The sequence below is a fragment of the Salinispora mooreana genome (genome assembly GCF_000379065.1).
GTDB lineage: Bacteria > Actinomycetota > Actinomycetes > Mycobacteriales > Micromonosporaceae > Micromonospora > Micromonospora mooreana.
The window spans coordinates 2,479,163-2,502,714 of the sequence record NZ_KB900614.1 but is presented as its reverse complement, the minus strand read 5'-3'; the positions used below and the strand labels follow the sequence as shown (position 1 = coordinate 2,502,714).

Sequence of the window (23,552 nt, the reverse complement as noted above, 5' to 3'; positions counted from 1 at the left end):
GCCTATCACCGCCCAAGTCAACACCATGCCGGCCACCTCCGCGGAGGCCGGAGTCGGTGCGCCGGCCCATCCGACTGGCGGACGGCGCGTTACGCTCTGCGCAACCACCGGCGCGTCCGCCCCGGTGGCGTGTAGCTATGGCGACCGACCGGGCGCCGCCAACAGCAGATAGGGGCGCTAGATGAGCCAGCGTGGCCGGGCCACCAGGCCCACCGGGCCGACGGGGCGACCGCGGCATACGGGCGGCCAGCGCGGCGCCGGTCGGGTCAGCCGTGGCGGTGATCTCGCCAGCCGGCGGGCCCGGCTGCACGAGGTGGTCGAACCAGTTGTCGGCGAGGCCGGATACGACCTGGAGGAGCTGTCGGTCTCCCGGGCCGGCCGGCGCCACGTGGTGCAGGTGATTGTTGACGCCGACGGCGGGATCGACCTGGACGCCGTCGCCGAGGTCTCGCGGGCTGTCTCCGCCGCCCTGGACGCGGCCGAGGAGGCGCACGGGGACCTGGTTGCCGGGGAGTACCAGCTCGAGATCAGCTCGCCGGGCGTGTCCCGTCCGCTCACCCTCCCCCGGCACTGGCGGCGCAACACCGGCCGCCTGGTCCGGGTCGCGGTGCGGGCGGACGCTGGTGACCGCCAGGTCACCGGTCGGGTGGTCGAGGCGGACGACGAGCAGGTGGTGTTGGAGACCGACGCCGGTCGGGCGGGGTGGCGCTACGCCGAGTTGGGCCCAGGACGGGTGCAGGTCGAGTTCACCCGCCCCGGCGAGGCGGATGGCGCTGACGGCGCCGACGAGGCCGGCGATTTCGACGACGACGATGATGTGGAGGGCGAGGAGAGGTGAACATCGACCTCGCGGCGCTGCGCGCACTGGAGCGTGAGCGGGAGATCCCGTTCGACACGATTCTCGCGGCGATCGAGACCGCGCTGCTGACCGCGTACCGGCACACCGAGGGTGCGCAGCTACACGCACGGGTGGAGATCGACCGTAAGACGGGCGCGGCCCTGGTCTTCGCGCAGGAGGTGGAGCCCGACGGCGGTGTCGTGCGGGAGTGGGACGACACCCCGCACGACTTCGGTCGGATCGCGGCGATGACCGCCAAGCAGGTGATTCTTCAGCGGCTGCGGGAGGCCACCGACGAGGTGCACTTCGGCGAGTACGTGGGCCGGGACGGGGACCTGGTGACCGGGGTGGTCCAGGCGCACGAGGCGCGTGCCGAGAAGGGCATCGTCAGTGTGGACCTGGGCAAGCTGGAGGGGGTGCTGCCCCAGTCCGAGCAGGTCCCCGGTGAGCAGTACGCGCACGGCGAGCGGGTGCGCTGCGTCGTGGTGCACGTGGCCAAGGGCGTGCGTGGTCCGCAGGTGACCCTGTCCCGCTCGCACCCGGCGTTGGTGAAGAAGCTCTTCGCCCTCGAGGTGCCGGAGATCGCCGACGGCACGGTCGAGATCACCGCGATCGCGCGTGAGGCAGGTCACCGTACGAAGATCGCTGTCCGCTCCACCACGGCGGGGGTGAACGCCAAGGGCGCCTGCATCGGGCCGATGGGGCAGCGGGTGCGGGCGGTCATGGGCGAGCTGCATGGGGAGAAAATCGACATTATTGACTGGTCTGAGGATCCGGCGGCCTTCGTCGGTAACGCACTCTCGCCAGCTAAGGCCCTCCGGGTGGAGGTGGTTGATCTGGCTTCCCGTACCGCCCGGGTGACGGTGCCGGATTTCCAACTTTCACTGGCTATTGGGCGAGAGGGGCAGAATGCCCGGCTTGCCGCACGATTGACCGGTTGGCGGATTGACATTCGCTCCGACGTCGAGCCGGCACGCCCGGCGGGCGCCGCCGACGCCGATCACGTCCCGGAGCCGGGCCGCGCGATCTCCGGGGGCTAGGGGTAGACTTTCCCAGTGGTACGACGCGCGCTGCCGGAGCGCACCTGTGTGGGTTGCCGGTCTCGAGCGTCAACCAAGGAACTGCTGCGGGTTGTCGCGGTGGGTGATGGGGCTGGTCACAGCCTTCGTCCCGACCCGGCCCGCAGGTTGCCGGGTCGGGGGGCGCACGTGCACCCAGATCCGGCCTGCCTTACGCAGGCGGTGCGGCGTCGTGCTTTCGGGCGGGCGCTGCGCGTCACCGGGGTCCCCGACCACGGTGAGCTTGCGAAGCATATCGATGCGCCAGCCACGACGTCCGGCCAACCCGACCGGACGCGGGTCGCTAGCAAGGTAGGACGACCGACATGAGCACACGATGAAGTCGCAGAAATGACCAGGCTTCAAGTGCACGAGTGAGGTCGCTGCGGGTGCTGCCCGCACGACCTCGGAATGAGGAGTGCAGTGGCAGGAAAGGCCCGCGTACACGAGCTCGCCAAGGAGCTCGGGGTCGAAAGCAAGACCGTTCTCGCCAAGCTCAAGGAGATGGGCGAGTTCGTGAAGTCCGCGTCCAGCACCGTCGAGGCGCCGGTCGCCCGACGGCTGCGTAACGCGTTCGTCAACAACGCCGGCTCGCCCGCGCCGGCGGCTCCGGCGGCGGCGACCCCGGCGACCCCGACCCCGACCCCGACTCCGACCCCTTCCCGGACCCCGACCCCGGGTCCGCCCCCGGGCGGACCCCGCGTCACGGCCAAGCCCATGCCGCCGCGGCGGCCGGGTGCCCCGACGCCCGGCCCGAAACCCAAGGGTCCGGTTCCGGGTCCGCCGCAGTCCGCGACACCGGCCGCCAAGCCGGCGAGCGCCCACGACATCGAGGTGGCGGCCGCCGAGGCGCGTGCCGCCGCGTTGAAGGCCGAGCAGGAGGCCGCGGTCAAGGCCGCGCAGGCTGCCCGGCAGCAGCAGCGGGAGAACGTCCGGCGGGAGCCGCCCACCGAGGGTGGTCCGCGTCCGGGTCCCCGCCCCGGTCCCGGCACGATGCCGCCCCGGCCCGGATCTCCGGCCGCCGGACGGTCCGGCGGGCCCACTCCGGGCCCCGGCCCCCGGTCCGGCGGTCGTCCGCCGGCGCGTGGCGCCGGTAACAACCCGTTCGGTATTCAGGGCGGCCAGCAGCGTCCCCCGGCCGCCGGTGCGGGTGGTCCGCGGCCGAGCCCGGCCTCGATGCCGCCGCGGCCGAGCCCGGCGTCCATGCCGCCGCGGCCCAGCCCGGCCTCCATGCCAAGCCAGCGTCCCGGCCGCCCCGGCGGTCCTGGTTCCGGTCGTCCCGGTTCCGGCGCCGGCCGCCCCGGTGGCGGTGGCGGCGGTGGCTTCCGCGGCGGTGGCGGCGGCGGTGGTTTCCGCGGCAGCCCCGGCGGTGGCGGCGGTGGTGGCGGTGGCTTCCGTGGCGGCCCCGGTGGCGGCCCCGGTGGTGGCGGCGGTGGTTTCCGCGGCGGCCCCGGCGGTGGCCGTCCCGGTGGCGGTGGCCGTGGCCGCGGTGGTGGTGCCGCGGGTGCCTTCGGGCGTCCCGGTGGCCGGCCGACCCGCGGTCGCAAGTCGAAGAAGCAGCGCAGACAGGAGTTCGACAACCTGTCGGCTCCGACCATGTCCTCGGGCGCGCCCCGGGGGCAGGGTCAGACCGTCCGGTTGTCCCGAGGCGCCTCGCTGTCGGACTTCGCCGACAAGATCAACGCCAACCCGGGTTCGCTGGTCCAGGAGATGTTCAACCTGGGCGAGATGGTGACCGCGACCCAGTCCTGCTCCGATGACACCCTGCTGCTCCTGGGTGAGCACCTGGGCTTCGCCGTCCAGATCGTCAGCCCGGAGGACGAAGACCGCGAGCTGCTCGCGCAGTTCAACATCGACCTGGACGCCGAGGTGGCGGAGGACCGTCTGGTCAGCCGGCCGCCGGTGGTGACCGTCATGGGTCACGTCGACCACGGTAAGACGAAGCTTCTGGACGCGATCCGGAAGGCGAACGTGGTGGCCGGCGAGGCGGGTGGCATCACCCAGCACATCGGCGCCTACCAGGTCCACGTCCCACACGAGGACCAGGACCGGGCGATCACCTTCATCGACACCCCCGGTCACGAGGCGTTCACCGCCATGCGTGCCCGTGGTGCCCAGGTCACCGACATCGTGATCCTGGTCGTCGCGGCCGACGACGGGGTGATGCCGCAGACGATCGAGGCGTTGAACCACGCCAAGGCGGCCGACGTGCCGATCGTGGTGGCGGTCAACAAGGTCGACAAGCCGGATGCCAACCCGGACAAGGTCCGCCAGCAGCTGACCGAGTACGGACTGGTCGCCGAGGAGTACGGCGGCGACACCATGTTTGTCAACGTGGCGGCCAAGCCGGGTACCGGGATCGACAGCCTGCTCGAGGCGGTCCTGCTGACCGCGGACGCGTCGCTGGAGCTGACCGCTCCGACGGACGGCCCGGCGCAGGGTGTGGCGATCGAGGCGCACCTGGACAAGGGCCGGGGCGCGGTGGCGACGGTGCTGGTGCAGAAGGGCACCCTGCGGGCGGGCGACTCGATCGTCGCCGGTGGGGCGCACGGCCGGGTTCGGGCGATGCTCGACGAGAACGGCAACCAGGTCGCCGAGGCGGGTCCGTCTCGTCCCGTGCTGGTGCTGGGTCTGACCGCGGTGCCCGGGGCGGGCGACACGTTCCTGGCCGCCGAGGACGACCGCACCGTGCGGCAGATCGCCGAGCAGCGGCAGGCGCGGCGGCGGGCGGCGGCCTTCGCCAACTCCCGTGGCCGGGCCACCCTCGAGACGCTCATGGAGCAGCTCAAGGCGGGCGAGAAGACCTCGCTCAACCTGGTGCTCAAGGGCGACGTCTCCGGTTCCGTGGAAGCGCTCGAGGATGCCCTGTTCAACCTCGACATCCCCGAGGAGGTCCAGCTACGGATCATCCACCGGGGCGTTGGGGCGATCACCGAGAGCGACGTCATGCTCGCGAGCGCCTCGTCGGAGGCGGTCACGATCATCGGCTTCAACGTGCGGGCCGCCAACAAGGTCCGCGAGATGGCCGACCGCGAGGGCGTGGAGATTCGGTACTACACCGTCATCTACCAGGCCATCGAGGAGATCGAGGCGGCGCTCAAGGGCCTGCTCAAGCCGGAGTACGAGGAGGTCGAGCTGGGCACCGCGGAGGTCCGCGAGGTGTTCCGTTCGTCCAAGGTCGGCAACATCTCCGGCTGTATCGTCCGGTCGGGCCTGCTTCGGCGCAACGCCAAGGCTCGGCTGCTGCGCGACGGCGCGGTGGTGGCGGACAACCTCACCATCGGCTCGCTCAAGCGGTTCAAGGACGACGCGACCGAGGTACGCGAGGGCTTCGAGTGTGGTCTGACCCTGGGCGGTTACAACAACGTCCAGGTCGGCGATGTGATCGAGACCTTCGAGATGCGGGAGAAGGCGCGCGCCTGATCCGGTAGGGACACAGATCAAGGGGTTTACGCCATGCTGCGTAAACCCCTTGATCATGTCCGGGTTCGTCCGTAGTCTCCGGGACGATGTACACCGGAACTGCGGTATTCGACCTTCTGCTGCCGGGCGACTCCCGGTCGTTGAAGGCCAAGAGGTCCTACGTTCGACCGATTGTGGCGGCGCTGCGCCGCGTCGAGGTCTCCGCCGCCGAGATGGGTGCGCTCGCCCTGCACGGGCGGGCGGAGATTGGCGTCGCGGTGGTCTCCGCGACGGCGGCCCACGTACGCGAGGTGCTCGACTCGTGTGAGCGCCTGGTCGCCGCCCGTCCTGAGGTGGAACTCCTGTCGGTGCGTCGGCGGCTGTACGGCGCGGACGACTGATCCACTGACGCCGCTGCGGGGCTGCCCCGTGGGCGGTCATCGCACCGGCCGCGTACGGGGTGGACCGGCGGCGCGGGTAGTGTTCGTGGTGTTGGCCGGCGGCTTGGGCGCTCCAGGTGCCCAACGGCCGGGAGCGGTACGCCTGGAGGTGGCGAGATGTCGGATCCGGCCAAGGTGCGCCGGCACGCGGAGCGGGTGCGTGAGCTGGTGGCGTCGGTGGTGCGTAGTCAGATCAAGGATCCGCGGCTTGGCATGATCACCATCACGGACGCGCGGATCACCGCCGACCTCCGCGAGGCCACGGTCTTCTACACGGTGCTCGGTGACGCGGCTGCCCAGGCGAGCACTGCCGCGGCGTTGGAGAGCGCCAAAGGTATGGTGCGCAGCACCGTCGGGAAGGCGCTGGGGCTGCGTCACTCGCCGACGCTGACCTTTGTCCTGGACGACGTGCAGGACCAGGTCAAGCACATTGACGACCTGCTCGCCCAGGCGCGCCACGCGGATGCCGAGGTGCAGCGCCTCGCCACCCGGGCCGAGTATGCGGGTGAGGCCCAGCCGTACCGGCTGGAGGAGGAGTCCGAGGCCGTCGAGGATGAGGTGTCGCGGCCGGGCGGGGACCAACGGTGAGCGATTCCGCCGCCGGGTCCGCGCCGGTGGAGGCCGACTGGGCGGCGGCGGTGGCCGCGGTCCGTGCAGTGCCGGCCGCGGGGCGGGTGCTGCTGGTCTGTCACGTGAACCCGGACGGCGACGCGCTCGGCAGCATGCTCGGCTTCGCGCTCGGCCTGCATCGGCTCGGTCTGCGACAGGTGCAGGCCACCTTTCCCGGCCCGCCGCAGCTCCCGGAGCCGTTGCGCGGGCTGCCCGGTGAGCAGCTGCTGGTCCCGGCGGCGGAGGTGGTCGCCGATCCGGACCTTTTGATCAGCTTCGACGCGGCGAGCGAGTCTCGGTTGGGGGAGTTGGCTGACCGGCTGACGACCGCCGGCAGCACGGTGGTGCTCGACCACCATGCGTCGAACCCCGGCTTCGGTGCGATCAATCTGATCGACCCGCGGGCGGCGGCGACCTCGGTACTCGTGGATGAGCTACTTGACCGGCTGGGGGTGCCGCTCGACGCGGAGATCGCGGAGTGTCTCTACGTGGCGTTGACCACCGACACCGGCTCGTTCCGGTTCGCGGCCACCACGCCGGCGGTGCACCGGTTCGCGGCCCGGCTACTGGCCACGGGCATCCACCCCGGTGAGATCTCTCGTCGCGTCTTGGACACCCGCCCGTTCGGTGCTGTGCGGCTCTACGCCGAGGTGGTCGGTCGGGCCCGGCTGGAGCCCGCCGCGGCGGATGGTCACGGCCTGGTGTGGACCTGGGCGACCCAGGAGGACCTGGCCCGGCACGGGCAGCCCGCGTACGTGCTGGAGGCGCTGATCGATTCGGTGCGGTGCACGGCGGAGGCCGACGTGAGCTGCGTGGTGAAGCAGACCGCCGATGGCGAGTGGGCGGTGTCGTTGCGGAGCAAGGGCGCGGTGGACGTGAGCCGGGTGGCGATGGCGTTGGGCGGCGGCGGGCACCGGCTCGCCGCCGGCTTCACCGGCCGGGGCAGCGTTGACGAGGTGGTGGAGGCCATCCGGCGGGAGTTGACCGGGGCGTTGCTCGCCCCGACGGGCGGTTGAGGGTCGGCCCTTCGGTTAGCTGTCACCTGGCCTTTCGGCTGATGATCTGTCGACAAAGATCAGGGTCAGCTTACGGGGGTTCGGTCTTCCCGCCGTTGGTGGCGGTGGGCAGAATTGCGGCATGGAACAGCCCCGTGACATGACAATCGAGGCGCCGCGCGCCTGGGATCGTCCCGCTGTCGCCGTGCCGGTGCTCGTCTGCCTGTCGTTGGTGGGTGGCCGGTTTCCGTCCTTTTCGATTGAGGCGAATCTGTGGACGCTCGGCACCGGTGGTGTCCTGATCTGGCTTGGCCTGGGTAACCGGGTGCCCCGGCGGCCCGCACCGGTTCGGCTGGACCAGGGCGTGGTGTGGTGGACGTTGCCGGTGGTGGTGTTTGTGGTCTTCGAGGGGGCGACCTTCGTGGCCGCAGCGGGTGACGAGTTCCCGACCTTCTCCCGGCTGGCGGATCCACTGCTGGAGGACGGGGTGATCCGCTCAGCGGGTTGGCTGGCCTGGTTGTCTGCGTTCTGGGGGTTGGTGCGGCGATGATGCGGACACTGGCGATCGGCGGGTTCCTGGTGGCGGTGGCGCTCTTCGTCGCCGTGGAGTTGGCGGCCCGCCGGGAGGGGTCCCGGATCCCCACCCTGGGTGAGGTCTGCGCGTACGTGATGCGGTACGAGGTCGGCTCGGTGCCGGTCGGCCGGATCGGGGTCTTCGGCTTCTGGTGGTGGCTGGGCTGGCACTTCCTGGCGCGTTGAGGTGCCGTCGTCGCGCTGTGGCTCCGCCCGGATGGTGGGAACAGCCCGCGGTGGGCAGACCTGAACGATAGCTTGGGTATTGACCGATGCCGTGCTGACGGTGCTGGTCGTGAGCGGTGGGCCCGTACCCGGCGTCGCTGCTCTCCAGGGTCGGACCGACCCGGGCTCACTGCTCCGTGTGCTGCTCCGGCGACCCCGGACGCCCGCGGGTGGCAGACCTTGCCCATGAGTTCCACCACTGCCTTGGTGGCTCGCGCCCTGGAAGGGGTTCCCATGTCGAACAAGCCCAAGCCCGACACCGCTGACGAGGCGCGTGAGCAGCTGCGCCGTGCGCTGCAGACGTCGATGGACACGCGCCAGTGACGTCGCCGATCGGCTGACGCCCTCCCCGACGGGCGGCGCTGGCCGCCCGTCGTCCGGCACCGGTAGTCGTTGGTAAGTGGCGAATCGGGGTTGAAGTCCTTACGGGGTCCGTGTCAGGGTCGACGACGATGAACTCGCCGACTGCCACCGCATCCCGCTCCGCCCCGCCCCGCAGGATCGCCGCGCTGGCCCTGCCCGCCCTCGTGGTGCTCGCCGCCGAGCCGCTGTATGTGCTGGTGGACACGGCGGTGGTGGGACACCTCGGCCGGGTTCCGCTCGCCGCGTTGGCGATCGGTGGCACCGTGCTGACGCTCATCGCCTGGCTGGGCACGGTGGTCGCGTACGGCACCACCGGACGCTCCGCCCGGCGGTTCGGGGCCGGCGACCGCACCGCCGCCGTTGCCGAGGGGGTCCAGGCCTCCTGGCTCGCGCTCGCGGTAGGGGTCTTCGTCGCGGTCGGCATGCAGGCCGGCGGCGGCGTGCTCGCCCGTACCCTCGTCGGGGCGGACAACGACGTGGCGGAGGCCGCCGCACAGTGGCTGCGGATCGCGGCGCTCGGCGCACCCGGGCTGCTTCTCGCCGCTGCTGGCAACGGTTGGCTGCGGGGCGTCCAGGACACCCGTCGGCCGCTGTGGTTCGTGCTCGGCCCGAGCCTGCTCTCCGCGGTGCTCTGCCCGGTGCTGGTCTACCCCGTCGGGCTCGGCCTGCCCGGATCGGCGGTGGCCAACGTCGTGGCGCAGACGATCTCCGGTGCGCTCTTCGCCGGGGCGCTGGTCTCCGAGCGGGTGGCCCTCCGCCCCCGGCCCCGGGTCCTCGCCCTGCAGCTTGTGCTAAGCCGGGACCTGCTCATCCGCGGCGTCGCCTTCCAGGCGAGCTTTCTCTCCGCCACCGCGGTGGCTGCCCGCTTCGGCGCGGCGGCGGTCGGCGCCCACCAGATCGTCCTGCAACTCTGGTTCTTCACCGCCCTGGTGCTCGACGCGCTCGCCATCGCCGCGCAGGCCCTCGTCGGCGCCGCGTTGGGGGCCGACGACGCGGCCGGCGCCCGCGGACTGGCCCGCCGGATCGGGTGGCTCGGCGCCGGCTGCGGCGTGGCGTTCGCGCTGGTCTTCGCCGCCGGCGCCGGAGTGATCCCGGGCTGGTTCAGCGCCGACGGGCAGGTCCGCGAGGAGGCGATGGTGGCCTGGCCCTGGTTCGCCGCGATGCTGCCGCTGGCGGGCGTTGTCTTCGCCCTGGACGGAGTGTTGATCGGCGCGGGGGACATCCGCTACCTGCGGAATCTCACGATCGTGGCGACGTTGGGGGGATTTCTGCCGGCCATCTGGCTGGCGTACGGACTGGACCTCGGACTCGGTGGGATCTGGGCGGGACTCACGTTCTTTGTGGTGCTCCGGCTGTTCGCCCTGCTGCTGCGGTTGCGCTCCGGTCGCTGGGCGGTCGTCGGCGCCACCCGGACCTGAGTCGCCGGCGTGCTCCGGGCCGGGCCCGTCGGACAGGCCCAACCGCCGGCCCGTGCGGCTCACCACTCGGGTCAGGACAACCTGGGTAGCAGGACGTACACGGCCATCACCAGCCCCAGGGTCACGGCGAAGGAGACGATGAAGCCGGCCACCTTCATCGTGTTCGGGAAGCGTTGGTACAGCCGACGTCGGCCCTGCCACACCTGCCACCGCCGGCGTAGGGCGGCGGCGCCCGGGAGCGTGAGCAGCACTTCGACGATCCGATCCCCGGCCGTTCGCCGCGGGGGCGGTGGGTCGAGCATCCAGGCGGGGAGGCTGGGCGGCTGCTCCGGTTGGTGCAGTCGGGGAGACCGCTGCTGGTCCTGATCCTGACGCTGGCGCGACATTGCCTAACCCTCCCGTGGTTGATCAGCCCATTGGTAGCAGCCGGCGTCCATGTGTGGTGGAGGTGGGCGGTCTGGTTGGCCAGGTGGGCGTCCCGGTGCCGGCCGAGCCAGCCCGTCTGGCAGGCTTGGCGGTCGTGAGCGCAGACGGACTGATCGTGGTCGACAAGCCGGGCGGCATGACATCGCACGACGTGGTGGCGCGGGTGCGCCGGCTGGCCCGGACCCGGCGGGTCGGGCACGGTGGCACGCTCGATCCGATGGCGACCGGGGTCCTGGTCGTCGGCGTGGGCCGAGCAACCCGGCTGCTGACCTACGTCATCGGGGCCGGCAAGAGCTACACCGCCACGATTCGACTGGGGCAGGCGACGGTCACCGACGACGCCGAGGGGGATGTCATCTCCAGCACCCCGGCCGGTCAGGTGACCGAGGAGGCGGTCCGGTCCGCGCTGGCAGCGCAGACCGGTGCCGTGGACCAGGTGCCCAGCGCGGTCAGCGCCATCAAGATCGACGGTCAGCGGGCGTACCGCCGGGTTCGAGCGGGGGCCAGTGTTGACCTGCCGCCCCGACGGGTCACGATCTCCCAGCTCGATGTGCGGGCGCTGCGGCGGGACGAGCCGGACGTGGTGGACGTGGACGTGGATGTCACCTGCTCCTCCGGCACGTACGTGCGGGCGATCGCCCGGGACACCGGCCGGGCGCTCGGCGTCGGCGGGCACCTCATCGCGCTGCGGCGTACCGCCGTGGGCGGTTTCACCCTCGCCGAGGCCGCTACCCTCGATGACCTGGAGCGCCGGGCACCCGAGGTGGTCACGCTCTTCCTCGAGGCGGCGGCCGACCGGTTCTTCCCGCGCCGCGAGGCAACCGCCGAGGAGGAGCGGGTGCTCTCCCACGGCGGTCCGTTGGAGCCGATGGGGATCGACGGCCCGTACGCCGTCTTCGGCCCGGCGGGCGGGTTGATCGCTATCGTCAGCGAGCGGGCCGGTCGGGCCCGTGCGGAGATCGTGTTGGCCCCGGCCTGACGGCGCGGCGGCCGGGGACAGCGACAGGGGAGGAGCGTTATGCAGCGGTGGCGGGGGTACGACGCGGCGCCCGGCGGCTGGGGGCGGTCGGTCGTCACCATCGGCGTCTTCGACGGCGTGCACCGGGGGCACCAGGCGATCATCGGGCACGCGGTGGCGCGGGCCCGGGAACTCGGCGTCAAGTCGGTGGTGGTCACCTTCGATCCGCACCCCGCCGAGGTGGTGCGCCCGGGATCGCACCCGGCGGTGCTCACCGAGCCGACCCGCAAGGCCGAGTTGATCGAGGCGCTCGGCGTGGATGTGCTCTGCGTGGTGCCGTTCACCCCGGACTTCTCCCGGCTGTCGGCAGAGGCTTTCGTGCACGACGTCCTGGTCGAGCACCTGCACGCCGCGCTGGTGGTGGTGGGGGGGAACTTCCGGTTCGGGCACCGGGCCGCGGGGGACGTGGCGTTGCTGGAGCGGCTCGGTCGGACCTTCGGTTACGCCGTCGAGGGGGCGCCCTTGGTGGCCGAGGCGGGGACGGTCTTCTCCTCCACGTACATCCGGTCGTGCGTCGCCGCCGGAGACGTGGTGGCCGCTGCCAGCGCCTTGGGGCGGCCACATCGGCTGGAGGGCGTGGTGGTCCGCGGCGACCGGCGCGGTCGCGAGCTGGGTTTCCCCACCGCCAACCTGCTCTGCCACCGGTATGCCGCGGTCCCGGCCGACGGTGTCTACGCCGCCCGCCTGGTGCGGCGGGGGCAGCGGGAGCCGCTGATGGCGGCGGTCTCGATCGGCACGAACCCGAGCTTCGCCGGCCGGGAGCGGCGGGTCGAGGCGTACGTGCTCGACTTCGACGCGGACCTGTACGGCGAGCGGCTGGCCCTGGACTTCGTGGCACACCTGCGCGGGCAGGTCCGCTACGACTCGATCGAGCCGTTGGTGGCCCAGATCGCCGAGGACGTCGAGCGTACCCGCCACGCCCTGGGGTGATCACGGAAAGTGATCGGGTTCGACACCCGGTCGGCCCCTTGCCCGGCCCGTGCGGACCGGGGCTGGTAGCCTGGCGGAGACGTCGGCGCACCGACGTGGGTCCTGGCGTGCCTGCACGACGCCGCGGGTGCAAGGACCGTCCGCCGCCGGGCATCACCCGGCCCTCCGGGTAGGCCCGTTCTGGCGGACACGACATCGATCAACCCACCGAAACAGGGAGAACATGGCGCTCGACCAGCAAGCCAAGGCCAAGATCCGCGCGGAGTACGCGACCGTCGAAGGCGACACCGGTTCGCCGGAGGTGCAGGTCGCCGTCCTCACCAAGCGGATCGCTGACCTGACCGAGCACCTGAAGGTGCACAAGCATGACCACCACAGCCGCCGTGGGCTGCTGCTGCTGGTCGGCCGCCGCCGTCGGCTGCTCAACTACGTGCAGAAGAAGGACATCAACCGCTACCGGTCGCTCATCGAGCGGCTCGGTCTGCGCCGGTGACGTGACGGGGGAGTGGCCAACCGGCCGCTCCCCCGCTCCAGTTCACCGCCAGAAACTCCGACAACCAGGGCCGCACGACCCCCCGACCCACCGGGAGCCGGTCAGCGCACCGGTCTCCGGTAGTGGCCTCCGGGCATCCGGCACCTCGCCGACCCGCCCGGGCGCTTCGATCGAAGACCGGCCGTCTGAGCAGCTGCGCGTCGCGGTCCGTAGACGCGAAGGAGCGCAATCACAGATGACCGAGAGCAACCTCGGTACCCAGTCTCGTACCGCCACGATCGACAACGGGGCCTTCGGCACCCGTGTGATCACCTTCTCCACCGGCCGGCTGGCCCGTCAGGCCGCCGGCTCCGTCGTCGCCCAGCTCGGCGAGACGGTTGTCCTCTCCGCCACCACCGTTGGCCGGCAGCCGAAGGAGCAGTTCGACTTCTTCCCGCTGACCGTTGACGTCGAGGAGCGGATGTACGCGGCGGGCCGGATCCCCGGTTCGTTCTTCCGCCGCGAGGGGCGCCCCAGCGAGGACGCGATCCTCACCTGCCGGCTGATCGACCGGCCGCTGCGTCCCTCGTTCGTCAAGGGCCTGCGGAACGAGGTCCAGGTCGTCGAGACCGTCCTGGCGCTCGACCCCAGTCACCCGTACGACGTGGTGGCCATCAACGCCGCCTCGATGTCCACGAAGCTCTCCGGCCTGCCCTTCTCCGGGCCGATCGGGGCGACCCGGATGGCCCACATCGACGGCTCCTGGGTTGCCTTCCCGACCCATGAGGAGCTGGAGCGCGCCACCTTCGACATGGTGGTCGCCGGTCGGGCCCTGCCCGACGGTGATGTCGCGATCATGATGGTCGAGGCGGAGGCCACCGAGCACACCGCGAAGCTGGTCGCCGACGGCGCCTCCGCACCGACCGAGGAGGTCGTGGCGAGCGGGCTGGAGGCGGCCAAGCCGGCCATCCGTGAGCTGTGCCGCGCGCAGAGCGAGCTGGCCGAGGTGGCGGCGAAGCCGGTCGCCGAGTTCCCGGTCTTTCTCGACTACTCCGATGACGCGTACGACGCGGTCACGGAGCTGGCCCGGGAGGATGTGGCCGAGGCCCTGAAGATCGCGGGCAAGGCCGACCGCGAGGAGGCCCTGGACCGGATCAAGGCCCGGGTGGTCGAGGAGCTCGGCCCGCGCTTCGAGGGCCGGGAGAAGGAGCTCTCCGCCGCGCTGCGGTCGCTGACCAAGTCCGAGGTCCGCAACCGGGTGCTGCGCGAGCAGGTCCGCATCGACGGCCGTGGCCCGCGGGACATCCGCCCGCTGACCGCCGAGGTCGGGGTCCTGCCCCGGGTGCACGGCTCGGCACTCTTCGAGCGGGGCGAGACCCAGATCATGGGTGTCACCACGCTGAACATGCTTCGGATGGAGCAGTCCCTGGACACGCTCTCCCCGGAGAAGTCCAAGCGTTACATGCACAACTACAACTTCCCGCCGTACTCGACCGGGGAGACCGGCCGGGTCGGCTCGCCAAAGCGGCGGGAGATCGGCCACGGCGCGCTCGCCGAGCGGGCCCTGATCCCGGTGCTGCCCTCGCGTGAGGAGTTCCCGTACGCGATCCGGCAGGTCTCCGAGGCGCTCGGCTCCAACGGCTCGACCTCGATGGGCTCGGTCTGCGCCTCGACGCTTGGCCTGCTCTCCGCCGGGGTGCCGCTGAAGGCACCGGTGGCCGGCATCGCGATGGGCCTGATCTCCGACGAGGTCGAGGGCAAGACCCGGTACGTGACGCTGACCGACATCCTCGGTGCCGAGGACGCCTTCGGTGACATGGACTTCAAGGTCGCCGGTACCCGGGACTTCGTCACCGCGCTTCAGCTCGACACCAAGCTCGACGGCATCCCGTCGGACGTGCTCGCCGCGGCGCTCCAGCAGGCGTACGAGGCCCGGCAGACGATCCTGGAGGTGATGCAGGCGGCGATCGAGGCACCGGCCACGATGAGTGACTACGCGCCTCGGGTCACCACCGTCAAGATCCCGGTGGACAAGATCGGCATGGTGATCGGTCCGAAGGGGCAGACGATCAACGCGATCCAGGACGAGACGGGCGCCGAGATCTCGATCGAGGACGACGGCACCATCTACGTCGGCGCGACCAACGGCCCCGCGGCGCAGGCCGCGGTCGAGCGGATCAACGGGATCGCGAACCCGACCCTGCCGAAGGTGGGCGACCGCTTCCTCGGCACGGTGGTCAAGACCGCCGCCTTCGGCGCGTTCGTCTCGCTGCTTCCCGGCCGTGACGGTCTGCTGCACATCTCCAAGGTGGGCGACGGCAAGCGCGTCGAGAAGGTCGAGGACTTCCTCAACGTCGGTGACAAGGTCGAGGTGGAGATCGCCGACATCGACCAGCGGGGCAAGATCTACCTGGACAAGGTGCGCCCGGAGGGGGCCGAGGCCCCGGCCGGGGGCGACGGCGAGCGGCCGGCGGGTCGGGACCGGGGCGACCGGGGGCCACGTGACCGCGGTGACCGCGAGCGCGGCGGCCGGGGCCCGGACCGTGGCGACAGCGGCGACCGTGGCGACGGCGGTGAGGGCGGCGAGTCGCGTCCGCGCCGGCGTACCCGGCGTAGCTGACCGTCGGACCAGCGCACCATCCACCCCTCGTCGAACCGGGAGCCACTCGTGAGCCGGACTGTCTCCGTACCGTCCACACCGGAACGACGGGGGGTGGCCGTGGGCCGGGGTGCTCCCGGCGGCGCGGCCAGCCGTGCCGTAACCCGCACGCTCAGCGACGACCCGTTGGGCGGCACGGTCCGGCGGACCGTGCTCCCCAGCGGGCTGCGGGTACTCACCGAGGCCATCCCCGCGATGCGCAGCGTCTCGTTCGGCATCTGGGTGTCGGTTGGCTCCCGGGACGAGACCGGCCCCCAGTCCGGCGCCGCCCACTTTCTTGAGCACCTGCTGTTCAAGGGGACGCACCGGCGGACCGCGCTGGAGATCTCGTCCGCGATCGAGGCGGTCGGTGGCGAGACCAACGCCTTCACCACGAAGGAATACACCTGCTTTTACGCGCGGGTGCTCGACGAGGACCTACCCCTCGCCATCGACGTGATGTGTGACCTGGTCGCCGACTCGGTGCTGACCCCGGAGGTCGTGGAGGTCGAGCGGGGCGTGATCCTCGAGGAGATCGCCATGCACGACGACGAGCCCGGCGACGAGGTGCACGACCTCTTCGCCCGGGCCGTCTATGGTGAGCACCCGCTCGGCCGGCTGATCTCGGGGACGGAGCAGACGGTCACCGCGATGACCCGGCGACAGATCCAGGGCTTCTACCGGCGGCACTACACCCCGCCACGGATCGTCATCGCGGCCGCGGGGAACCTTGACCACTCCAGCGTGGTCAAGCTGGTCCGGCAGGCGCTGCGGGGGACCCCCCTGGACGCCGACCCGGCGGCGCCCGCAACGTACCGCAGCGCTACCCCGGCGGTACGCCCGCAGCCCGCGACCACCCTGGTGGCGCCGAAGGAGACCGAGCAGGCACATGTCGTGCTCGGCTGTACCGGCATCGATCGGCGGGACGAGCGCCGCTTCGCCCTCGGGGTGCTGAACAACATCCTCGGCGGCGGCATGTCCAGCCGGCTCTTCCAGGAGATCCGAGAGCAGCGGGGGCTCGCCTACTCGGTCTACTCCTACGCCAGCCAGCACGCCGACAGTGGCCTGTTCTCCGTCTACGCCGGCTGTGCGCCGGGTCGAGCCAACGAGGTGTTGGAGTTGATCCGCGCGGAGTTGGCCCGGATGGCCGCCGACGGGCTCACGGAGGCCGAGTTGGCTCGGGGTAAGGGCATGAGCAAGGGTGCGTTCGTGCTGGGCCTGGAGGACAGCGGTTCCAGGATGAGCCGGCTGGCCAAGGGGGAGCTGCTCTACGGCGAACTGATGCCGGTCGACACCCTGCTGGCCCAGGTGGACGCGGTCACCGTTGCCGACGTGAACGCGCTCGCCGCGGAGTTGCTGAGCCGTCCGATGTCGCTGGCGGTGGTGGGTCCGTTCGGCGAGTCCGACCTCACCGCCGGCGCGACCCCGACCACCTCCGCCTGACCACCTTCGCCTGACCGCTCCGGCCGGGACCGCCGGCACCCGAATGTCGGGCCCGCCGGCCATCGGGCTACCCCGGCCCCCACCCGGCGATGCTCATGTCCCGGTTGGGATAGGTTGTCGGCTGTGACTGACGAGCAGGACAAGAGCGCGGACGAGCCGCTCCGGGTCGGTGTGCTGGGCGCCCGTGGCCGGATGGGCATCGAGGTGTGCAAGGCGGTGGACGCGGCCCCCGACATGGAGTTGGTGGCCATGGTTGACCAGGGCGACTGGTTGTTCAACGCCTCCGACGCCGGAGCCGAGGTGATCGTCGACTTCACCACCCCTGACGCGGTCATGGACAATCTGCACTGGTGCATTGACCAGGGCATCAGCGCCGTGGTCGGCACGACGGGCTTCACCGAGGCGCGGCTGGAGCGGATGCGCGGCTGGTTGGCCCGGAAGCCGGGGGTGGGCGTGGTTGTCGCCCCCAACTTCGGCATCGGGGCGGTGCTGATGATGCAGTTCGCCGAACGGGCCGCCCGCCACTTCGAGTCGGCCGAGATCATCGAGCAGCACCACCCGCGCAAGCTGGACGCGCCGAGCGGCACCGCGACGCACACCGCGCGCCTGATCGCGGCGGCCCGTGCCGCCGCCGGTCAGGGTCCGGCACCGGACGCCACCCGGGACGAGGTGGCCGGTGCCCGCGGCAGTGACATCGACGGCGTACGCGTGCACTCGGTCCGCGCCACCGGCCTCGTCGCCCACCAGGAGGTGCTCTTCGGCACCACCGGCGAGACGTTGACCATCCGGCACGACTCCTACGACCGGGCCTCCTTCATGCCCGGGGTGCTGCTGGCCGCCCGCCAGGTACGCAGCCGGCCCGGCCTGACGGTCGGCCTGGACGCCCTGCTCGACTGAGCGGGTTCGCCGCGCACCGGCAGTGAATCGGGGCCAGCGGCGGCGCGGGGCCAGCGGTGAGCCGGGGCGTCAGGGAGTTGGGCCCCGGGTCGGGGCCGGCAGCGAGCCGGAGCCGGGGCGGTCAGGGAGTCGGCTCGTCCGGAAGTCGGGTCGGCTCCCCGGGGACCGCGACATGTAGTCGTAACTGGGCGACCAACATGTCGTCCACGTCCAGCGCGCGGGTCGCCCCGTCCGGCTCCCACCCGGTGCCGGTCAGGAACCCCCGGGTCGCCGCGTCGCCGTCGAACGCCCACGCCACCGCACGGGTGAACCCATCGTCACGCCAGTGGTCCATCGCCGCGGCGAGCAGCCGGCTGCCGTGCCCGCGCCGACCCCAGCGCGGCTCCACCAGCAGGTCGGTGACCGCGACGACATCCGGACCCAGCGCTTCGGCGGGCTCGCCGGGAGCCTGGGCCTCGGCGTCGGCCGGACCGGAGGCGGCGAAGCCCACCAGATACGATTGCTCGGCCTGTTCGACGGCGACCAGCACCCGGTGGGCAGCCGAGGGCGGCTCTTGCACCGCTGCGGTCCACCGCTGGGCCAGCCACGCCTCGTCGAGGCTCGCGAGCACCTGCCGGGGCAGGATGCGGCGGTACGCGACCCGCCAGGTCGCGAGCTGGATGCGTGCGATGTCGCCGGCGTCCTGTGGACGTGCCGGGCGGACGTAGCCGAGAGCCATGGCACGAAAGCCTACGCAGGGTGGAGGAGGCGACGATGGCGCAGGGTGCCAGGCGGACGGTCAGACAGGCGATCGGTGTGGCCGGGCTCGCCGTCGGGGTGGCCCTGTTCCTGTCCGTGGCGGCAATGCGGCACGGGTTTTTCGACCTCGGGGTCTACTACGGCGCGATCCGCTACTGGGTGCACGACGGCGGCGAGATCTACGACTTCCTGCGCCCGTTCACCCAGTACGGCTTCACCTACCCGCCGTTCGCAGCGCTGGTCATGCTGCCGATGGCGTACGTCTCCTGGACGGTGGCGATCGTGCTCAGCGTCTCCGCGAGCGTGGTGGTCACCCTGGTGCTGTTCTGGTGGCTGCTGGACCCGATCTCGCGCCGCGCCGGCTGGACCCGCTGGTTTGCCATCGCGGTGGCGCTCTGCCTCGTCGCCGCGTACGAGCCGATGCGGGAGACGGTGAACTTCGGCCAGGTCAACATGCTGTTGCTGTTTCTGGTGGCGGTGGATCTGCTGCGACTGCTGCCTTCGGGCAGCCGGTGGGCCGGCGCCACCATCGGCCTGGCCACCGCGATCAAACTGACCCCGGGGATCTTCATCGTCTACCTGCTGGTGACCGGGCGCTGGCGGGCGGCGATTACCGCGATGGGCACCGCCGCCGGCGCGACCCTGCTCGCCGCCGCCCTCTTCCCGGACGCCTCCCGGGAGTTCTGGACCGAGGCGCTGTGGAACACCAACCGCGTGGGCGAGCTCTCCTTCGTCTCCAACCAGTCACTCCGCGGGGTGGTGGCCCGGCTGAACCCGGAGGATCCGAACACCGTCGCCTGGCTGGTGCTGGTGGTGGCCGTACTGGCGCTCTGGGCGTGGCGGGTCCGGTCCGCGGTGGCAGCCGGTGACGAGGCGACCGGGCTGGCGCTGACCGGTGTGCTGATGTGTCTGGTCAGCCCGGTCACCTGGGTGCACCATCTGGTCTGGCTGCTGCCGGCGCTCATCCTGCTGTTGGACAACGCGATGGCGGCGCCCGCCGGCAGCCGTCGGCGGCGCCGGCTGTTGGCGGCCGTGAGCATCGCGTACGCGTTCCTGATCAGCCGGATCGTGTGGGCCTGGGAGCGGGACTTCTCCGGGATTGACGGCTTCCTCGGCAGCAACACGTACGTCTGGATCAGCCTGGCCCTGCTGGCGTTCCTGCCGATCCGGACCGCGGCGCACCGGACCGCGGCCGGGACGGCCGGGCAGGAGGAGGGCCGGGCCCAGACCGGTGTCGTACCGGTGACCTAGGGTCGCCGCGATGACCGTGCCGGAGTCGCTCTCGCTCGCCCAAGCCCGCCGGATAGCCCTGGCAGCTCAGGGTTTTACCGACCCGTTGCCGACCGGTGTTCCCACTCGGCGGCACCTGCGTCGCGTGCTGGACCGGGTCGGCCTGATCCAGCTGGACTCGGTCAACGTGCTCCAGCGGGCGCACTATGTGCCGCTCTACAGCCGCCTCGGCCCCTACCCGACGACGTTGCTCGACACGGCTGCGTACCGCCAACCCCGTGATCTTTTTGAGTACTGGGGGCACGAGGCGTCGCTGGTGCCGGTCGCGCTGCAGCCGGCGCTGCGCTGGCGGATGGCGCGTGCCCGCAGCCAGGCCTGGGGCGGCATGCGTCGGGTCGCCGAGGAGCAGCCGGATCTGGTGGCGTGGGTCCGGGACGAGGTAGCGGCCCGCGGACCGATCACCGCCGCGGAGATCGAGCATGACGTTGACCGGGTGACGAGCAACTGGGGCTGGAACTGGTCCGCGACGAAGCAGGCGCTGGAGTACCTGTTCTGGTCCGGTGAGGTGACAGCCGCCGAGCGGACGATGTCCTTCGCCCGCCGTTACGCCCTGCCGGAGCGGGTGCTGCCGGCGGCTGTGCTGGCGGCACCCACCCCGAGCGACGCCGAGGCGTACCGGACGCTGGTGGCCGTGGCCGCCCGCTCCCTCGGCGTGGCGGCGGAGCCGGAGCTGCGGGACTACTTCCGGTTGCCGCTGGCGCAGGCTCGGGCGGCGATCGCCGAGCTGGCGGAGGCGGGTGAGCTGATCCCGGTGACCGTGTCAGGCTGGCGGCAACCGGCCTGGCTGCACGCCGAGGCCCGGCTGCCCCGCTGGGTGCGGGGCGATCGGCTGGTCAGCCCCTTCGACCCGCTGGTCTGGGAGCGGAGCCGCACCCGGCGGTTGTTTGACTTCGGCTACCGCATCGAGATCTACGTCCCGGCGCCGAAGCGGGTGCACGGCTACTACGTGTTGCCCTTTCTCCAGGGGGAGCGGTTCACCGCCCGGGTCGACCTGAAGGCCGACCGGAAGAGCGGTGTGCTTCTCGTTCCGGCAGCCTGGCAGGAGCCCGGCGTTGAGGTGGGTGAGACGGCGCTTGCGCTCGCCGCCGAGTTGTACCGGCTCGCCGGCTGGCTGGGCCTGGACGCCGTGGCGCCACCGGCGGCAGGTGACCTGGCGGTGCCGCTGGCCGCCGCCCTGAGGAGCGTGGCGGGTGTACGGTGATCGACGTGACGAGCGTTGACGGGCCGCAGAGCCGGGCCGCCGCGGCGACTGATGCTCCGCCTCTTCCCGACGGTGCTGCGCGGCCGTCTGATGGTGTTGCCGGGCCGTCTGCTGGTGCTGCCCGGACGCCCGATGCTGCTGGCCAGTGGTCTGTGGCTGCGGCCCCGGCACCTGATGGCCGGCCGGTGCAGGCGGTGCCGGTCTACCCGGCTCCGCAGCCCGACCGACTGACCCGATTCGTGCTCCGGCTCCAGGAACGCTCTCCTCGGTGGGCGGTGCCGCTGGCCGCCCTGGGCTGTATCGGCGCCGGCATTGGCTACACCCTGATGATCGATCCGACCCGGTCCGCGCCGGACGCGGCTCCCACCTGCCTGTTCAAGCTGACGGCCGGGCTTGACTGTCCGGGCTGTGGCGGCACCCGGGCCCTCTGGTATCTGCTGCACGCCGACCTGCCGGCCGCTGCCCGGCACCATCTCCTCTTCGTTTTCGCGCTTCCGTTCCTGGCGTACCTCTTCGTGGCGTGGGCGGGCCGGCAGGCCTTCGGGTGGCGGCTGCCCGAGCTGCGGATCAGCAACAAGCTGATCGGGGTCTTCCTGGCCGCCTGGTTGGCTTTCTCAGTGGTGCGTAACCTGCCCTGGGCGCCGTTCACCGCGCTCTACGTCTGAGGCTTTCCCGTCTTCGCGCCGCCCGTCGCTGCTGCCCGCCCGCTGATCTCGCTGGTGCCGGCCTGCTGCCTTCGCTAGTGCTGGCCGCCACGGGGAGTGCTGTGACCGGGCCTGATCTCCGTCGACTGCGGGGTCCGATTTCCGTTGGCACCGGTCGCGCCACTACAGTCGCAGGAATGCCGGACATGGTGCAGCCCCAGGTCAAGCTCATTGCGTGGACCCAATTCGCGGCCCCGGACGACGTTGGGTGGTCGACTGACGCCGACGGGGGGCAGGCGCTTGCGGAGTTCGCTGGGCGGGCCTGTTACCAGAGTTGGAAGAAGCCGAACCCGGCGACGGCGACCAACGCCGGCTACCTCGCCCACATTCTCGAGGTGGGCCACCTGAGCGTGCTGGAGCACGGCTCGGTGAGCTTCTACTTCACCGGGGTGTCGCGGTCGCTCACCCACGAGTTGATCCGGCACCGGCACTTCTCGTACTCGCAGCTTTCCCAGCGGTACGTGCCGGAGCGGGACGCCGCGATGGTGGAGCCGGCCGTGATCGCCGATGACCCGGAGCTGCACAAGCGGTTCGTGGAGGCCGCCGAGGCGAGCGTACGGGCGTACACCGAATTGCTGGAGGGCCTGGAGCAGCGCTTTACCGACGAGCCGAACGCCACCCTGCGGCGCAAGCGTGCGCGGCAGGCGGCGCGGGCGGTGCTGCCGAACGCCACCGAGACCCGCATCGTGGTCACCGGCAACTACCGGGCGTGGCGGCACTTCATCGGCATGCGGGCGACCGAGCACGCCGACGTGGAGATCCGTGAGCTGGCGGTGGAGTGCCTCCGCCAGCTACAGGGGGTGGCCCCAAGCGTCTTCAACGACTTCGTGATCTCCTCCCTGCCCGACGGCACCGAGGTGGCGGCCAGTCCGCACGCGGAGGTGTCCTGAGCCCTTCCCCGTCGGGGGCTCGGAGGCCGTCCGCTAGGTTGGACGCATGACGAGTGACCTCCCCGACACTCCGCCCCGGACAGCCTCCCGGCCGTTCGGGCGGGTGCTCACGGCCATGGTGACACCCCTTACCGCCGACGGTGCGCTCGATCTGGACGGTGCGGCCCGGTTGGCGAACTACCTGGTCGACGAGCAGGGCAACGACGCGCTGGTGGTCAACGGCACCACCGGTGAGTCGCCGACCACGACCGACGCGGAGAAGGAACGCCTGATCCAGACGGTGGTCGCGACCGTCGGTGACCGAGCCAAGGTGGTGGCCGGGGTCGGGACCAACGACACCCGGCACACCATCGAGTTGGCCACTGCCGCGGAGAAGGCCGGAGCGCACGGCCTGCTGGTGGTGACGCCGTACTACAGCAAGCCGCCGCAGGCGGGCCTGGTGCGACACTTCACCGCGGTGGCCGACGCCACCGGGCTGCCGGTGATGCTCTACGACATTCCGCACCGCGTCGGGGTGGCGATCGAGACCGAGACGCTGGTGCGCCTGGCCGAACACGGCCGGATCGTCGCGGTGAAGGACGCCAAGTGCGACCTGACCGCCACCAGCTGGGTGACCAGCCGGACCGGGATGGCCTTCTACAGCGGTGAGGATTCCCTTCTCCTGCCCGCGCTGGCGGTGGGTTCGGTCGGGGTGGTTGGCACGTCAACCCACTTCACCGGGGCGCAGACCCAGGAGATGATCCGGGCGTTCGACGCGGGGGACAACGCCACCGCGCTCGCCCTGCACCGGCGGCTGCTGCCGCTGTACACGGGCATCTTCCGGGCCCCCGGCACGATCCTGGTCAAGGCCGGCCTGGCGGCGAAGGGACTGCCCGCCGGTCCGGTCCGGTCCCCGCTGGTGGACGCCACCGCCGACCAGCTCGCCCAGCTTCGCGCCGACTGTGCGGCGGCGGGCCTGGACCTCCCTGAATGAACGAACGACAC

Annotated in this window: 25 protein-coding genes; 23 read left to right on the top strand and 2 right to left on the bottom strand. The window is 71.5% G+C overall.

Translation table 11 applies throughout. The annotated features are described in order from the left end of the window. The first annotated feature begins 181 nt into the window (after window positions 1–181). From rimP to SALPAC6_RS0111780, 11 genes are all read left to right on the top strand, one after another. Window positions 182–838, top strand: a complete 657-nt coding sequence (rimP, locus tag SALPAC6_RS0111830; protein ID WP_018253629.1) for a ribosome maturation factor RimP — start codon at window positions 182–184, stop codon at window positions 836–838. Further along, entirely contained in the window at window positions 835–1,878 is a 1,044-nt protein-coding gene (gene nusA / locus SALPAC6_RS0111825) for a transcription termination factor NusA (RefSeq protein ID WP_018253628.1), read from the top strand. The genes rimP and nusA overlap by 4 nt, the downstream gene beginning before the upstream one ends. Window positions 1,879–1,893: 15 nt before the next feature. Further along, on the top strand, window positions 1,894–2,226 hold the full coding sequence (locus tag SALPAC6_RS27630) for a YlxR family protein (protein WP_026189583.1): 333 nt from the start codon (window positions 1,894–1,896) through the stop codon (window positions 2,224–2,226). Between the two features lie 93 nt (window positions 2,227–2,319). Then, the gene (gene infB / locus SALPAC6_RS0111815; RefSeq protein WP_018253626.1) at window positions 2,320–5,319 is read left to right on the top strand and encodes a translation initiation factor IF-2; all 3,000 of its coding nucleotides are present in this window, start codon (window positions 2,320–2,322) and stop codon (window positions 5,317–5,319) included. An 86-nt stretch (window positions 5,320–5,405) separates the two neighbouring features. Beyond that, window positions 5,406–5,699 carry a DUF503 domain-containing protein gene (locus SALPAC6_RS0111810; protein ID WP_018253625.1) on the top strand — a complete coding sequence of 98 codons (294 nt, stop codon included), beginning with the start codon at window positions 5,406–5,408 and terminating at the stop codon, window positions 5,697–5,699. Between the two features lie 156 nt (window positions 5,700–5,855). Beyond that, window positions 5,856–6,326, top strand: coding sequence for a 30S ribosome-binding factor RbfA (rbfA, locus tag SALPAC6_RS0111805; protein ID WP_018253624.1), 471 nt, complete (start codon window positions 5,856–5,858; stop codon window positions 6,324–6,326). After that, window positions 6,323–7,363, top strand: coding sequence for a DHH family phosphoesterase (locus tag SALPAC6_RS0111800; protein WP_018253623.1), 1,041 nt, complete (start codon window positions 6,323–6,325; stop codon window positions 7,361–7,363). The genes rbfA and SALPAC6_RS0111800 overlap by 4 nt, the downstream gene beginning before the upstream one ends. Before the next feature lie 121 nt (window positions 7,364–7,484). Next, window positions 7,485–7,892 (top strand): hypothetical protein, encoded by a 408-nt coding sequence (locus SALPAC6_RS0111795; RefSeq protein WP_018253622.1) that lies wholly within the window; start codon window positions 7,485–7,487, stop codon window positions 7,890–7,892. Continuing rightward, window positions 7,892–8,101 (top strand): DUF6186 family protein, encoded by a 210-nt coding sequence (locus tag SALPAC6_RS0111790; protein ID WP_018253621.1) that lies wholly within the window; start codon window positions 7,892–7,894, stop codon window positions 8,099–8,101. Before SALPAC6_RS0111795 ends, SALPAC6_RS0111790 begins: the two co-directional genes overlap by 1 nt. 225 nt (window positions 8,102–8,326) lie before the next feature. Continuing rightward, window positions 8,327–8,464 carry a hypothetical protein gene (locus tag SALPAC6_RS30125; RefSeq protein ID WP_018253620.1) on the top strand — a complete coding sequence of 46 codons (138 nt, stop codon included), beginning with the start codon at window positions 8,327–8,329 and terminating at the stop codon, window positions 8,462–8,464. A 128-nt stretch (window positions 8,465–8,592) separates the two neighbouring features. Beyond that, window positions 8,593–9,921, top strand: coding sequence for an MATE family efflux transporter (locus tag SALPAC6_RS0111780; RefSeq protein ID WP_018253619.1), 1,329 nt, complete (start codon window positions 8,593–8,595; stop codon window positions 9,919–9,921). A gap of 71 nt (window positions 9,922–9,992) precedes the next feature. Here SALPAC6_RS0111780 and SALPAC6_RS0111775 read toward each other — a convergent pair whose 3' ends face one another. Continuing rightward, a complete protein-coding gene (locus SALPAC6_RS0111775; RefSeq protein ID WP_018253618.1) occupies window positions 9,993–10,307 on the bottom strand; it encodes a hypothetical protein in 315 nt (104 codons plus the stop codon). Window positions 10,308–10,390: 83 nt separating this feature from the next. On the opposite strand from SALPAC6_RS0111775, the gene truB reads away from it, so the two are divergent. The 6 genes from truB (at window position 10,391) to dapB (ending at window position 17,745) form a co-directional block, all read left to right on the top strand. Continuing rightward, entirely contained in the window at window positions 10,391–11,326 is a 936-nt protein-coding gene (gene truB / locus SALPAC6_RS0111770; protein WP_026189581.1) for a tRNA pseudouridine(55) synthase TruB, read from the top strand. A gap of 39 nt (window positions 11,327–11,365) precedes the next feature. Further along, the gene (locus tag SALPAC6_RS0111760; RefSeq protein WP_018253616.1) at window positions 11,366–12,295 is read left to right on the top strand and encodes a bifunctional riboflavin kinase/FAD synthetase; all 930 of its coding nucleotides are present in this window, start codon (window positions 11,366–11,368) and stop codon (window positions 12,293–12,295) included. 223 nt (window positions 12,296–12,518) lie between these two features. Next, window positions 12,519–12,788 (top strand): 30S ribosomal protein S15, encoded by a 270-nt coding sequence (rpsO, locus tag SALPAC6_RS0111755; protein ID WP_011905279.1) that lies wholly within the window; start codon window positions 12,519–12,521, stop codon window positions 12,786–12,788. A gap of 235 nt (window positions 12,789–13,023) precedes the next feature. Further along, on the top strand, window positions 13,024–15,387 hold the full coding sequence (locus tag SALPAC6_RS0111750; RefSeq protein ID WP_018253615.1) for a polyribonucleotide nucleotidyltransferase: 2,364 nt from the start codon (window positions 13,024–13,026) through the stop codon (window positions 15,385–15,387). 93 nt (window positions 15,388–15,480) lie between these two features. Then, the gene (locus tag SALPAC6_RS0111745; protein WP_018253614.1) at window positions 15,481–16,848 is read left to right on the top strand and encodes a M16 family metallopeptidase; all 1,368 of its coding nucleotides are present in this window, start codon (window positions 15,481–15,483) and stop codon (window positions 16,846–16,848) included. A gap of 123 nt (window positions 16,849–16,971) precedes the next feature. Beyond that, a complete protein-coding gene (gene dapB, locus SALPAC6_RS0111740) occupies window positions 16,972–17,745 on the top strand; it encodes a 4-hydroxy-tetrahydrodipicolinate reductase (protein WP_018253613.1) in 774 nt (257 codons plus the stop codon). 121 nt (window positions 17,746–17,866) lie between these two features. Here the strand turns inward: dapB and SALPAC6_RS0111735 are convergent, their stop codons facing one another. Further along, window positions 17,867–18,463, bottom strand: a complete 597-nt coding sequence (locus SALPAC6_RS0111735) for a GNAT family N-acetyltransferase (RefSeq protein WP_018253612.1) — start codon at window positions 18,461–18,463, stop codon at window positions 17,867–17,869. Between the two features lie 35 nt (window positions 18,464–18,498). On the opposite strand from SALPAC6_RS0111735, the gene SALPAC6_RS0111730 reads away from it, so the two are divergent. From SALPAC6_RS0111730 to dapA, 6 genes are all read left to right on the top strand, one after another. Further along, window positions 18,499–19,734, top strand: a complete 1,236-nt coding sequence (locus SALPAC6_RS0111730) for a glycosyltransferase family 87 protein (protein WP_018253611.1) — start codon at window positions 18,499–18,501, stop codon at window positions 19,732–19,734. A gap of 10 nt (window positions 19,735–19,744) precedes the next feature. Further along, window positions 19,745–20,974 (top strand): winged helix-turn-helix domain-containing protein, encoded by a 1,230-nt coding sequence (locus SALPAC6_RS0111725; RefSeq protein WP_018253610.1) that lies wholly within the window; start codon window positions 19,745–19,747, stop codon window positions 20,972–20,974. 15 nt (window positions 20,975–20,989) lie between these two features. Continuing rightward, window positions 20,990–21,205, top strand: coding sequence for a hypothetical protein (locus SALPAC6_RS30120; protein ID WP_223874469.1), 216 nt, complete (start codon window positions 20,990–20,992; stop codon window positions 21,203–21,205). Further along, window positions 21,127–21,639 carry a DUF2752 domain-containing protein gene (locus tag SALPAC6_RS0111720; RefSeq protein ID WP_223874460.1) on the top strand — a complete coding sequence of 171 codons (513 nt, stop codon included), beginning with the start codon at window positions 21,127–21,129 and terminating at the stop codon, window positions 21,637–21,639. Before SALPAC6_RS30120 ends, SALPAC6_RS0111720 begins: the two co-directional genes overlap by 79 nt. A 185-nt stretch (window positions 21,640–21,824) precedes the next feature. Beyond that, window positions 21,825–22,568 (top strand): FAD-dependent thymidylate synthase, encoded by a 744-nt coding sequence (thyX, locus tag SALPAC6_RS0111715; RefSeq protein WP_026189578.1) that lies wholly within the window; start codon window positions 21,825–21,827, stop codon window positions 22,566–22,568. A gap of 46 nt (window positions 22,569–22,614) precedes the next feature. Beyond that, window positions 22,615–23,541, top strand: coding sequence for a 4-hydroxy-tetrahydrodipicolinate synthase (dapA, locus tag SALPAC6_RS0111710; protein WP_018253606.1), 927 nt, complete (start codon window positions 22,615–22,617; stop codon window positions 23,539–23,541). Window positions 23,542–23,552 lie beyond the last annotated feature (11 nt).